General features: G+C 73.5%; 11 protein-coding genes. 4 read left to right on the top strand and 7 right to left on the bottom strand.

The window, feature by feature from the left end:
* Positions 1-69: 69 nt before the first annotated feature.
* The gene (gene rox / locus VGP36_16880) at positions 70-1,500 is read left to right on the top strand and encodes a rifampin monooxygenase (protein ID HEV7656390.1); all 1,431 of its coding nucleotides are present in this window, start codon (positions 70-72) and stop codon (positions 1,498-1,500) included.
* Complete coding sequence (locus tag VGP36_16875; protein ID HEV7656389.1) at positions 1,497-2,636, top strand: DUF3500 domain-containing protein; 1,140 nt, start codon at positions 1,497-1,499, stop codon at positions 2,634-2,636. Before rox ends, VGP36_16875 begins: the two co-directional genes overlap by 4 nt.
* Before the next feature lie 104 nt (positions 2,637-2,740).
* Here the strand turns inward: VGP36_16875 and VGP36_16870 are convergent, their stop codons facing one another.
* The 3 genes from VGP36_16870 to VGP36_16860 all read right to left on the bottom strand — a co-directional run bounded on the left by VGP36_16870 (position 2,741) and on the right by VGP36_16860 (position 4,750).
* Positions 2,741-3,322 (bottom strand): GNAT family N-acetyltransferase, encoded by a 582-nt coding sequence (locus VGP36_16870; GenBank protein ID HEV7656388.1) that lies wholly within the window; start codon positions 3,320-3,322, stop codon positions 2,741-2,743.
* Between the two features lie 97 nt (positions 3,323-3,419).
* Complete coding sequence (locus VGP36_16865) at positions 3,420-4,151, bottom strand: hypothetical protein (protein HEV7656387.1); 732 nt, start codon at positions 4,149-4,151, stop codon at positions 3,420-3,422.
* Positions 4,133-4,750, bottom strand: a complete 618-nt coding sequence (locus VGP36_16860; protein ID HEV7656386.1) for an isochorismatase family cysteine hydrolase — start codon at positions 4,748-4,750, stop codon at positions 4,133-4,135. The genes VGP36_16865 and VGP36_16860 overlap by 19 nt, the downstream gene beginning before the upstream one ends.
* A gap of 251 nt (positions 4,751-5,001) precedes the next feature.
* On the opposite strand from VGP36_16860, the gene metH reads away from it, so the two are divergent.
* Positions 5,002-8,559: a methionine synthase gene (gene metH, locus VGP36_16855; protein ID HEV7656385.1), complete on the top strand. Its 3,558-nt coding sequence runs from the start codon at positions 5,002-5,004 to the stop codon at positions 8,557-8,559.
* Here metH and fxlM read toward each other — a convergent pair.
* Both fxlM and VGP36_16845 read right to left on the bottom strand, forming a co-directional pair.
* Positions 8,544-9,695, bottom strand: a complete 1,152-nt coding sequence (gene fxlM, locus VGP36_16850; GenBank protein HEV7656384.1) for a methyltransferase, FxLD system — start codon at positions 9,693-9,695, stop codon at positions 8,544-8,546. The genes metH and fxlM overlap by 16 nt on opposite strands.
* Before the next feature lie 72 nt (positions 9,696-9,767).
* Positions 9,768-9,959: a hypothetical protein gene (locus VGP36_16845; protein ID HEV7656383.1), complete on the bottom strand. Its 192-nt coding sequence runs from the start codon at positions 9,957-9,959 to the stop codon at positions 9,768-9,770.
* A gap of 200 nt (positions 9,960-10,159) precedes the next feature.
* Here VGP36_16845 and VGP36_16840 point away from each other — a divergent pair, with 200 nt between their 5' ends.
* A complete protein-coding gene (locus tag VGP36_16840; GenBank protein ID HEV7656382.1) occupies positions 10,160-10,753 on the top strand; it encodes an XRE family transcriptional regulator in 594 nt (197 codons plus the stop codon).
* Here the strand turns inward: VGP36_16840 and VGP36_16835 are convergent.
* Together VGP36_16835 and VGP36_16830 are read right to left on the bottom strand one after the other, a co-directional pair.
* A complete protein-coding gene (locus VGP36_16835) occupies positions 10,750-11,769 on the bottom strand; it encodes an LLM class flavin-dependent oxidoreductase (protein ID HEV7656381.1) in 1,020 nt (339 codons plus the stop codon). The genes VGP36_16840 and VGP36_16835 overlap by 4 nt on opposite strands.
* Positions 11,770-11,797: 28 nt before the next feature.
* Positions 11,798-12,424, bottom strand: coding sequence for a hypothetical protein (locus tag VGP36_16830; protein HEV7656380.1), 627 nt, complete (start codon positions 12,422-12,424; stop codon positions 11,798-11,800).
* Between the last annotated feature and the right edge of the window lie 245 nt (positions 12,425-12,669).

The raw sequence follows: 12,669 nt of genomic DNA, 5'->3' as shown, positions 1-12,669 counted from the left end.
GGGCCTTGCGGCAAGCCCCGGTTCGTGCCGCAGACTCGCGCCTCGAACCGGGATCGAGACGGGGGTTTCATGATCGACGTGATCGTCGCCGGGGCCGGGCCGACCGGCTTGATGCTGGCCGCCGAGCTGCGGCTGCACGGCGTGCGGGTGGTCGTGCTGGAGAAGGATGCGGAGCCCACCAAGGTGGTCCGCGCGCTCGGCCTGCACATCCGCAGCACCGAGCTGATGGATCAGCGCGGTCTGCTGGACCGGTTCCTCGCGCACGGCACCCAGCACTCGACGGGCGGTTTCTTCGCCGGCATCGTCAAGCAGTGGCCGGACCGGCTGGACACCGCGCATCCGTACACGCTGGGCATCCGGCAGACGGTCACCGACCGGCTGCTGGCCGAGCACGCCGCCGAGCTCGGCGCCGAGCTCCGGCGGGGCTGCGAGCTGGTCGGGCTGAGCCAGGACGACGACGGGGTGACCGCCTCGCTGAGCGACGGGACGCAGCTGCGCGCGCGGTATCTCGTCGGCTGCGACGGCGGTCGCAGCACCGTACGGAGGCTGCTCGGGGTGGGCTTCCCCGGCGAGCCGTCCCGGGTCGAGACGCTGCTGGGCGAGATGGAGGTCGCCACGCCGCCGGAGGAGGTGGCCGCCGTGACGGCCGAGGTGCGCAAGACCCAGCTGCGCTTCGGCCTCGGGCCCCTCGGGGACGGGCTGTTCCGCGTCGTCGTCCCGGCCGACGGGGTGGCCGAGGACCGGATGGTCCCGCCGACGCTGGAGGACTTCCGGCGGCAGCTGCGGGCGACCGCCGGCACCGACTTCGGCGTGCACTCACCGCGCTGGCTGTCCCGCTTCGGCGACGCCACCCGGCTGGCCGAGCGGTACCGCGTCGGCCGGGTGCTGCTGGCCGGCGACGCGGCGCACACCCACCCGCCGGCCGGCGGCCAGGGCCTCAACCTCGGCGTCCAGGACGCGGTCAACCTCGGCTGGAAGCTGGCCGCCGAGATCGACGGCTGGGCCCCGGACGGCCTGCTGGACAGCTACGAGACCGAGCGGCGCCCGGTGGCCGCCACCGTGCTGGACAACACCCGTGCGCAGATCGAGCTGATGTCCACCGAGCCGGGTCCCCGGGCCGTACGGCGGCTGCTGTCGGAGCTGATGGACTTCGACGAGGTGAGCCGGTTGCTGGTCGGGAGGATCACCGGGATCGGGATCCGGTACGACTTCGGTGCGGGGCCCGAGCTGCTCGGCCGGCGGCTGCGGGACGTGGCGCTGACGCGGGGCCATCTCTACGGGCTGATGCACGCCGGCCGCGGGCTGCTGCTCGACCAGACCGGGCGGTTGTCGGTGGCGGGCTGGGCCGACCGGGTCGACCACGTCGTCGACGTGAGCGAGGAGCTGGACGTGCCGGCTGTGCTGCTGCGGCCGGACGGGCACGTCGCCTGGGTCGGTGACGATCAGCAGGACCTGCTCGACCAGCTGCCGAGGTGGTTCGGCGGGATACTCGGCGGGTGACCACGCCCCCTTCCTCCGCCCGTGCCGTCGCCGAGCGGATGGCCGAGGCGGCCCGGAACTGGCTGGACCTGCTGGAGGACGGGCAGCGCCGGGTCGGGACCGGAGCCGTACCGGCGCGCGACGGGTCCGACGCGGAGCGGCGGCGCTGGTTCTACACGCCCACCGACCACGGCGGCCTCACGATGCACCAGCAGCGGCCGGCGCAGCAGCGGGCGGCGATGCGGCTGGTCTCGACCGGGCTGTCGGACGCGGCGTACGCGACCGTCGCCACCGTGATGGGCCTGGAGAACGTCCTGGACCAGGTCGAAGGGTTCGTGGTCCGCTTCGATCGGGAGCGCGGACGCGATCCGGGCCTGTACTACCTGCGCGTGTTCGGCGAGCCCGGCGGTTCCGGCCCCTGGGGCTGGCGGTTCGGCGGTCACCACGTCTCGCTGAACAACCTGGTGGTGGACGGGGAGGTGGCGGCGACCACGCCGTGCTTCCTGGGCGCGGACCCGGCTGTCTTCCCGCTGCTCGGCGGGGCGACGCTGCGACCGCTGGCCGCGGTGGAGGACCTGGCCCGGGACCTGGTCCGCTCGCTGCGGCCTTCGCTGGCCGAGCGGGCGGTGCTGCTCCCGCAGGCCCCGTCCGACCTGGTCACGGCCAACCGGAGCCGGATCGCGGCCGGCGACCGGGTGGTCCCGCTGGCCGGGATCTGGCGCGAACGATTCCCGGACCCCGTCGAGCAGGACAAGCTGCAGGCGCTCAGCGACGCGATCGACGACGCCGCCGGGTACGAGGACCGGCAGCACTCCGCGGTCGAGTACACCGCCGTACCGAAGGGGGTGTCGGCGGCCGAGTTCGATTCCTCCCAGCGCGCGCTGCTGCGGGCGCTGCTCGGTACCTACCTGGACCGGGTCCCCGTCTCACCGCTGGACCGGTACGACGACGAGGCCACGCTCGACGCCGTCCACTTCGCCTGGGCCGGCCCCACGGAGCCGGGCGCGCCGCACTACTACCGGCTGCAGGGCCCGCGGTTGCTGGCCGAGTGGGACAACACCCAGCGCGGCGCCAACCACGCCCACTCGGTCTGGCGCGATCCCGGCGCGGACTTCGGCCTGGACGTGCTCGCCGCCCACCACGCCGCCCACCACTGACGGTCAGGGGCTGGACTCGCCTTCGCCGATCGACAGCCGGACGTCGCCGTCGCGTTCGAGTCCCTGGGCGTACGTCGTCACCCGCCCGTCGTCGCGGACACGCGTCAGACGGTGCGGCGCATGACGCAGTTCTTGGTGCCCTTGGTGCGCTCGAAGGTGAAGCCGGCCTTCTCGAACATGGCGCGGGTGCCGTTGTAGAGGAAGGACGCGGACGTCTTCCTGCCCTGCGTGTCCTGCGGATAGGCCTCCACCACGCCGCCGCCCGCCTGCGCGATCAGGTCCAGCGCCCCCTGCAGGGCCACCGCGGCGACGCCCTTGCGCCGGTAGTCCCGGTCGACGAAGAAGCAGGTGAGGCGGTAGTCGGGCGCCTGGCCGAGGCCGGCCTCGTACTCCTTGCGGTGGTAGATGTTCGGCAGCTCCTCCGGCGGGCCGTACTCGCACCAGCCCACCGCGGCCTCGCCGTCGAACACCAGCGCCGCGTGCGCCCGCCCCTGCTGGACCAGCCACTCCTTGTACGGCCGTCCCGCCTCGATCTCGATGTCCTGGGTCTTGCGGCGCGGATGGAACCAGGTGCACCAGCAGCCGCCCCATACCCCGTTGTGCTTCTCGGCCAGCTGCGCGAACGCGTCCCAGGTGTCAGTACTCAGCGCTCTGATCGCGTACGTGCTCACGGTCCCCTCCGTCATGCGCCGCAGCGTAAGCCCCTTCCCGGACGGAACCCGTCCGGGTCAGGCCTGGACGGCGAGGAGGATCCACCCCGGTACCCGTCTCACCTCACCGGAATCAGCGGGGGCGGCGAAGGTGCACGGGCGGGAGAGGGCCGGTGGGACTGTCGTCGTCCGGCAGGAGGATGCCGTTGACCTCGCCGCGCTCCGGCGGCACGGGGTCGGTGCGCAGGGTGACGACGAGGTCTACGGGCGCCTCGGCGAAGCGTTCCGCGGTGGTGCGCTCGCCGACCCAGGCGCCGTCGGCGGTCCGATACTCCCAATCGCCGTAGCGCCGGCCGGTCGTCGTCGTGAGGCGGACGCTGCGCGCGATGAACCAGACCCGCGGGGCGACCGGCCCGCGCGGCGGCTCCGGGACCGGCGGCGGCTCCCACTCCGGCAGGTCAGCCCCCAGGTCGTCCTCCGACGGAGCGGTCACGTGCGCGGTCACCCCGCGGGCGGTGAGCTCGGCGACCAGGATGCGGATCATGCCGGCGCCCATCGCGGCGCTGAGCTCGCCCTTGGTGTCGGTCCACATCATCGGGCCGGCCGCGGTCAGCTGCACGGGCGAGACGTAGCTCGGCCCCCAGTACTCGACGAGCTCCCACTCCTCGTGTTCCTCGCCTTTCTCGTCGAGCAGCATGAACAGCTCACCCGCGGCGTACAGCGCGGCAGCCGCCGCCGGTACGTCGTCGGCGACGACGAGGAAGGCGGGCGAGCCCATCCACCCCTCGCCGTCGGGATAGATCTCGGCCGCCTGCCGGTCGAAGAGATCCGGCGCCACGGTCACGGTCATGTACGTCCCTGCCACGTCTCGAGGATGGGCGCGGCGGTGGGCAGCAGGTGCCCCGGGCGGTTGAAGCGGAGGTAGTCGCGGACGGCCCGGTTGTCGGTGTCGTCGCCGGGATCCTGACCGGAGACGAGGTCGGCGGGGACGATGTAGTGGTAGCCGCGTTCGGATGCGCCGAGTACGGCGTAGAGGACGCAGCAGACGAGCTCGACCCCGGTGATCACGAGGCCGTCGACGTCGTGGGCGTCGAGGAAGCCGGTGAACTCAGGGCTCTGCCAGCAGTCGAAGCGGTGCTTGGTGACGACGGTGCTGCCGGGTACGGGGTCGAGGAAGAGCTCGGCGCCCCAGGATCCGGCCGCGCAGAGCCCGCCGGGCCGCTCCCACCGTCGTTGTCGCGGGGTGAGCCGGTCGGGATCGAGGACCTGGCGCGTGTAGACGACGTGCGCTCCGACGGTGGCGGCCGCAGCCGCGATCTCGTTGGCGCGTCGGGCCGCGGCTGCGTTGTGCGTGTTGGCGGCCGCAGCGAGCTCCGGACTGCAGAAGTCGTTCTGGAAGTCGATCAGCACGACCGCGACCCGCTCCGGCGGCAGATCGAAGAAGTCCTCCGGCTCAGCGACCACCCCCGGACCCTAACCAGCACCCCGATCCATACCGCTGTGGGTGCCCGGAACCCGAGCCGCAGGGCGGGCGCGGTGGATGAGGCGATGGTGGTGCCGGGGCGGGTACGCTGGGGGTGAGGTCGAGAGGCGCTGCGACGGGTGGGAGCCCGCCACGCTCGATCTCGGCGTGTGTTCGAAGGGCGCCTCCGGAACCTGCGGAGGCAGCACTGACCAGGACAGACGCGCTCACGACCCTGCTCGCCGAGCGGATCGTGGTGCTGGACGGCGCCTGGGGCACGATGTTCCAGGACGCGGGCCTGCGCCCCGAGGACTACCGCGGCGAGCGGTTCGCCGAGCACGACCGGGACGTCGCCGGCGACCCGGACCTGCTCAGCCTCACCCGCCCCGACCTGGTGCTGGACGTGCACCGGCGGTATCTGGACGCGGGCGCGGACATCACCACCACGAACACCTTCACCGCGACCAGCATCGGCCAGGCCGACTACGGCCTGGAGTCGCTGGTCCGGGAGATGAACCTGGCCTCGGCCCGGCTGGCCCGGCAGGCCGCGAAGGAGGCCGGCGGGAAGTTCGTCGCCGGCGCGGTCGGTCCGCTGAACGTGACCCTGTCGCTGTCGCCGAAGGTGGAGGACCCGGCGTACCGGGCGGTGACCTTCGACGAGGTCAAGGATGCGTACGCGGAGCAGATCCAGGCACTGGCCGACGGCGGCGTCGACCTGCTGCTGATCGAGACTGTCTTCGACACGCTCAACGCCAAGGCCGCGCTGGCCGCCGCCCAGGAGGTCGCGCCGCAGCTGCCGCTGTGGGTGTCGGTGACGATCGTGGACCTGTCCGGACGGACCCTGTCCGGACAGACGGTCGAGGCGTTCTGGCGCTCCGTCGAGCACGCGAAGCCGCTGGTGGTCGGCGTGAACTGCTCGCTCGGCGCCGCCGAGATGCGCCCGCACGTGGCCGAGCTGTCCCGCCTGGCCGGGACGTACGTGGCCAGCCACCCGAACGCGGGCCTGCCCAACGCGTTCGGCGGGTACGACCAGACGCCGGCCGAGACGGCCGAGCTGCTGGGCGAGTTCGCCGGATCCGGGCTGGTCAACGTCGTCGGCGGCTGCTGCGGCACGACCCCCGAGCACATCGCCGCGATCACGCTGGCGGTCAAGCGCAAGCCGCCCCGGGTGATCCCGCGGGAGCCGGCCGGGACGCGGTTCTCCGGGCTGGAGCCGTTCGCGATCGGCCCGGACACCGGCTTCGTCATGATCGGCGAGCGCACCAACGTCACCGGCTCGGCCCGGTTCCGGCGGCTGATCGAGTCCGGCGACCACCAGGGTGCGGTCGCGGTCGCGCTGGAGCAGGTCCGCGGCGGCGCGAACCTGCTCGACGTGAACATGGACGCCGACCTGCTCGACAGCGAGCGGGCGATGACCACGTTCCTGGACCTCATCGCGACCGAGCCCGAGGTGGCCCGGATCCCGGTGATGGTGGACAGTTCGAAGTGGACGGTGCTCGAGGCCGGGCTGAAATGCCTGCAGGGCAAGGGAGTCGTCAACTCCATCAGCCTCAAGGAGGGCGAGGAGCCGTTCCTGGCCCAGGCCCGCCGCGTCCGCCGCTACGGCGCCGGCGTCGTGGTGATGGCCTTCGACGAGCAGGGCCAGGCCGACACGGCCGACCGCAAGGTCGCGATCTGCGGCCGCGCGTACGACCTGCTCGTCGGGATCGGCTTCGACCCGGCCGACATCGTCTTCGACCCGAACGTGCTGGCGGTCGCGACCGGAATCGCCGAGCACAACGGCTACGCCAAGGCGTTCCTGCAGGCGCTGCCGCGGATCAAGGAGCGCTGCCCCGGCGCGCACACCAGCGGCGGCATCTCCAACCTGTCCTTCTCCTTCCGCGGCAACGACGTGGTCCGCGAGGCCATGCACTCGGCGTTCCTGTTCCACGCCGTGACCGCCGGGCTGGACATGGGCATCGTCAACGCCGGCCAGCTCGCGGTCTACCAGGACATCCCGGCCGAGCTGCTGGAGCTGGTCGAGGACGTGCTGTTCGACCGGCGCCCGGACGCGACCGACCGCCTCGTCTCCTTCGCCGCGACCGTCGGCGGCAAGGGCACCCAGCGTGCGATCGACCTGTCCTGGCGGGAGGCGCCGGTGGCCGAGCGGCTGTCGTACGCGCTGGTGCACGGGGTGGTCGACTTCATCGAGGAGGACACCGAGGAGGCCCGGCAGCAGCTGCCCCGGCCGCTCGACGTCATCGAGGGCCCGCTGATGGACGGGATGAAGATCGTCGGCGACCTGTTCGGCGCGGGCAAGATGTTCCTGCCCCAGGTGGTGAAGAGCGCGCGGGCGATGAAGCGGTCGGTCGCGTACCTGGAGCCGTACATGGAGGCGGAGAAGGCGGCCGCGGAGCTGGCCGGCGAGGTCGCCGACGACCGTCGCGGGCAGGGCCGCATCGTGCTGGCCACGGTCAAGGGCGACGTGCACGACATCGGCAAGAACATCGTCGGCGTCGTGCTCGGCTGCAACAACTACGAGGTGGTCGACCTCGGCGTGATGGTGCCCGGAGCGTCCATTGTGGACACCGCCGTGGCCGAGGACGCCGACGCCATCGGCCTGTCCGGACTGATCACCCCGTCGCTGGACGAGATGGTGTCGGTGGCGGCGGAGCTGGAGCGGCGCGGGCTGAAGCTGCCGCTGCTCATCGGCGGCGCGACCACGTCCCGGCAGCACACCGCGGTCCGGATCGCCCCGGCGTACGGGCGGACGACCGTGCACGTGCTCGACGCCTCCCGCGTGGTCGGCGTGGTCTCGGACCTGCTCAACCCGGAGCGGGCCGAGGCGCTGGACATCGCCAACCGGGCCGAGCAGCAGCGGCTGCGTGAGCAGCACGCGACCCGGCAGCGCCGGCCGCTGCTGCCGTACGGGCAGGCGGTGGCGAACCGGGAGCAGGTCTCGTTCGACGACCTGCCGACGCCCTCGTTCACCGGGGTCCGGGCGGTCGCGCCCGAGCTGAGCACGCTGCGCGAGCTCATCGACTGGCAGTTCTTCTTCCTGGCCTGGGAGCTGAAGGGCAAGTACCCGGCGATCCTGGAGCAGCCGGTCGCCCGGGAACTGTTCGACGACGGGCAGGAGCTGCTGGACCAGATCATCGCCGACGGGTCGCTGCAGGCCCGCGGCAGCTACGCGATCTGGCCCGCGGCGGCCGAGGGCGAGGACCTCGTCGTGTCCGGGGTCCGGTTCCCGATGCTGCGCCAGCAGACCGCGAAGCACGCCGACGAGCCGAACCGGTCGCTGGCCGACTACGTCGCCCCCGACGGCGACCACCTCGGCGGGTTCGCGGTCGCGATCCACGGCGCCGACGCGCTCGCGGCCACGTTCGAGGCCGAGTACGACGACTACCGCGCGATCATGGCGAAGGCGCTGGCCGACCGGCTGGCCGAGGCGTTCGCGGAGTGGGCGCACCTGCAGGCACGGCGGGCCTGGTTCGAGCCGGACGCCCGGTCGGTGCTGGCGGACCTGCACGCCGAGCGGTTCCGCGGGATCCGCCCGGCGCTCGGCTACCCGGCCAGCCCCGACCACTCGCTCAAGGGCGAGCTGTTCACGCTGCTCGGCGCCGCCGAGCAGGGCCTCGCCCTCACCGAGTCGTACGCGATGACGCCGGCGGCCGCGGTGAGCGGGCTGATCTTCGCCCACCAGAAGTCGCGCTACTTCACCGTCGGGCGGCTCGGTCGCGACCAGGTCGAGGACTACGCCAAGCGGCGCGGGCTGCCGCGGGCGGAGGTCGAGCGCTGGCTGCGGCCGAACCTCGACTACGACCCGGCCTGACCGGCCGGCCAGTCCACGGTGAAGCGGGTGTTCGGGGTGTCGATCGTGGGCGGCGGCAGGTCGGTGCCGGCCGGGTAGGCGCGGATCCGGACCGCGGTCGTGCCGGGCCGGCCGGCCGCGATCCAGGCCTCGATCTCGGTCAACAGCCGGGCGGCGAGGGCGTCGCCGTCCGGCCCGTAGCCGCGGACGCCGGTGCCGGACCCGGTCGGCACGAGGGCGGCGAGCGCGCCGTCGCCGACCAGGACCGGGGTCGGCGACGTGGCCGGTTCCTGGAGCGTGACCAGGTCGCCGGCGTCCGGGGCGCGTAGCGCCAGCCAGACCCGCAACCCGGTGTGGACCTCGGCGCGGCGTACCGGCACCGGCGTGATCGGGCCGCCGCCGGCGTCCAGGGCGGCCAGCAGTGCGTCCGTGTCCACCGGCCGCGGGTCGTCCAGGTGCAGCATCAGGTCGCGCCGGCCCAGCGGGCGCAGCGGGTCCGGGCCGGCCAGCGTGCCCTGCATCGGCATGAAGCCGGCCGGCACGATCGACACGCTCTCCAGGTGATCCCCGGCCGGCTCGAACGCGACCGACGACTGGGCCCCGCGCAGCGAGAGTGGCAGCACCAGCCGGCCGCCGTCCGCGAGCTGGGCGGACCAGGCCGGGGCGAGGTCGCGGGCCGAGGCGGTCACCACGATCCGGTCGAACGGCGCGGTCTCCGGATCGCCGCCCGACCCGTCGCCGACGACGACCCGGACGCCGGTCGCGCCGGCCGCCGTCAGGTTGCGGGCGGCCTGCCCGGCCACCGCCGGCTCGATGTCCACAGTGGACACCGCGCCGGCCGGGCCGACGAGATAGGCCAGCAGCGCAGCGTTCCAGCCGGTGCCGCTGCCGATCTCCAGCACCCGGTGCCCGGGCCGGAGGCCGAGCTGCTCCAGCATCGCGGCCACGATCGCCGGCTGCGAGGACGAGCTGGTCGGGCGGCCGTCGGACGACCAGCGGGTCGGGATCGCCTCGTCCTGGTAGACGACGGCCGGGTCGGTGCCGGGCAGGAACAGGTGCCGCGGCACCATCCGGAACGCCTCCGCCAGCGGGGCGGAGGTGATCCGGCCGGTGGACACCAGGTGCCCGACCAGTCGTTCCCGCAGCGCCTCGGTCATGCCCCGGTTCTACCGGACGCCGCCCCCCACGCCCAGACTCCCCGCCGCCCGCGCTTGCTCAGCGGCGCCCCGTCAGGCGCGGGCCGGGATCAGCGCCGCCTGGACGCCCCGGGTCGGAGTGAGCTGCGGACCGGCCTGACCGGAGGCCTGGCGCAGCCCGTACGCGCCGAGCGTGGCCTCGATGCCGGGGGAGCGCAGCCAGTTCCGCCGGTCGCCGGCCGCGGCCCTGTAGGTGCCGGTGATCCAGCCCGCGTCCGGCAGCACGAACGGGTAGTCGGCCGCGAGCTGCCCGCCGACCGGCCGTACTGGACGCAGCCAGCGCGTTGTCCATCAGCCCCTGCGCGGTCGGCGGCGCGGAGATCAGCGTCCGGGTGAAGCCGAGCAGGTTGTCGCGCCGACCGTATGGCGCAGGTCCGCGACCGCCTTCCCGCATTCACCTGAGATCGCGGGCAGAATGGTGAGCCGTGCCGCCGGACCCTGACCCCGATCTCGGCCCCGTCCTGGAGGCCGTCGGCCCCCGGCTGCGGGCGCTGCGGACCCAGCGCGGCGGCACGCTGGCGGAGCTGTCGCGGACCACCGGCATCTCGGTGAGCACGCTGTCCCGGCTGGAGTCCGGGCAGCGCAAGCCGACGCTGGAGCTGCTGCTGCCGCTGGCCCGGGCGTACCGGGTGCAGCTCGACGAGCTGGTCGGCGCGCCGCAGACCGGCGACCCGCGGATCCACCCGCGGCCGTTCATCCGCAACGGGCGGACGATGATCCCGCTGAGCCGGCAGCCGGGCGGGCTGCAGGCGTACAAGCTGGTGCTGCCGCCGGGGCCGGACCGGATCGACGAGCAGCGCACCCACGAGGGATACGACTGGCTGTACGTGCTGTCCGGTCAGGTCCGGCTGGTCCTCGGCTCGAACGACATGGTGCTGAGCACGGGGGAGGTGGCCGAGTTCGACACCCGGGTGCCGCACGGGTTCGGCAACGCGACGGACCGGCCGGCCGAGATCCTCGCCCTCTTCGGCGCCCAGGGCGAGCGGATGCACGTCCGGGCGCGGCCCTCCACGAGCTAGGCGGCCGCGCGCCAGGCGTCGGCGATCGCGCGGAAGCTGTCGGTGCGCCGGCCGCGGTCCAGGTTCGGCGTGACGACGACGATCTCGTCCACCTCGGCCTGGTCCTTGAGCTCCAGCAGCCGCTCGACCACGGCCTTGGCCTCGCCGGTGACCATCCGGCCGTCGCCCTGCTCGCGGGAGGCGCGGAACGCCTCGGACCGCGCGTACTCCTGGACCTGCTCGGGACGCAGCGGCTCGCGGATGTTGCGGCGCAGGTTGGCGATCGTCAGCGTCCAGCCGGCCTCGAACTCGGCCACCGCCTCCGGGTCGTCGCTGGCGAAGGACAACACCGACATGGCCGAGTACGGCGTGGCGCCCTCGACCCGCGGCTGGAACTGCGTCCGGTACTGCCGCAGCGCCGGCACGGCCAGGTCCGGGCTCATGTGGTGCGCGAACACCGCGCTCATCCCGTTGACCGCGGCGAACTGGGTGCCGTAGCCGCTGGAGCCGAGCACGAACATCTGTGGCACCTCGGTCACCACCGGTGCCGCCACCAGCCGCCGGTACGGGTGGTTGGCCGCGAACTCGGTCCCGTCACCCAGGAACGCCAGCAGCTCCGCGACCTGCTCCGGGAACTCGGCGGCCGGGTCGACGTCGATCCCGCGGCGCAGCACGTGCGCGGTCAGCGGGTCGGTGCCGGGCGCGCGGCCGAGCCCGAGGTCGATCCGGTCCGGGTGCAGCGCCATCAGCGTCCGGAAGGTCTCGGCGACCTTGAACGCGGAGTGGTTGGGCAGCATGATCCCGGCCGCACCGACGCGGATCGACTCGGTGCGGGCGGCGATCGCGGCGGTGAGGATCTCCGGCGCGCTGCAGGCCAGGCTGCGCATGTTGTGGTGCTCGGAGACCCAGTAGCGGCGGTACCCGGCCTGCTCGACGGCCTGGGCGATGCGGATCGCGCCCTGCAGAGCGTCGTGCGCACTCTCCCCGTACTCGATCCCGACGAAGTCCAGCACGGCCAGGGGCAGAGTGTCGCTCACCTAGGCGGCAACCCGTCCCGGGCGGGATTCATGCCCCGGGATCGAACGTGCGCACCGCTGTGTCGAAGAACCGCTTGTCCGCCACCCAGCGGGCGTCCTGGCAGGTCCAGGTGATGTCGAAGACCGTGCTGGGGCCGGTCACCGTGCTGCGGATCAGGCTGTGGGTGCGCGTCGTCGTCCCGGCCCGGTACTCCCAGTCCGAGGTCGCCCACCCGCGGTACGTGACGCTCGCGATGCGGATGAAGTCGTAGCCCGGGGTGCCGGCCTCGATCACCGGCTGCAGCGCGAGCTGGGCCTCGTACGGGTCCTGGGGCGGGTCGGGGCGCATCGTGACGCGCAGGACGCGGCCACCGCCGGTGAACGTGACCGTGGTCCCGTCCTGGGCCGCGGTCCAGCCCACCGGGACGGCGACCGACCAGCCCGCCGGGTCGCGGTAGAGCTGATAGCCGGCTGGCGGCTGGGCCGGGGAGTCGGGGCTCGGCGTGCTGTCGTTCTGCCGGGCGGTGGCGGCGGGGGTCGGCGCGGCCTGCGGAGCCGGTTCGGGGTCGCGGCCGTTCAGGACCGGGATGAGCACGGCGGCGACGATCGCGACCACGGCGGTGGCGATGATCGCGAGGACCAGGCGCCGGCGGCTCCTCCGCGGCGGCGGCTTCATAGTGTTCCCCGGCGCCGCGCCTGCGGGCGCCGCACCGGTGGGTGCGGTGTCTGTGGGTGCGGTGTCTCCGGGCGCCGCACCGGTGGGTGCGGTGTCTCCGGGCGCCGCACCGGTGGGTGCGGTGTCTCCGGGCGCCGCACCGGTGGGTGCGGTGTCTCCGGGTGCGGTGTCTGTGGGTGCGGTGCCGGCAGGCCCGGTGCCGGCAGGCCCGGTGCCGGCAGATGCCGTCCCCGCAGGCGCCGTCC

It is taken from the genome of Mycobacteriales bacterium (genome assembly GCA_035995165.1).
In the GTDB taxonomy this organism is placed as follows: domain Bacteria; phylum Actinomycetota; class Actinomycetes; order Mycobacteriales; family CADCTP01; genus CADCTP01.
The sequence above is the reverse complement of the archived record's forward strand: the minus strand, read 5'-3'. Positions and strand labels throughout refer to the sequence as shown.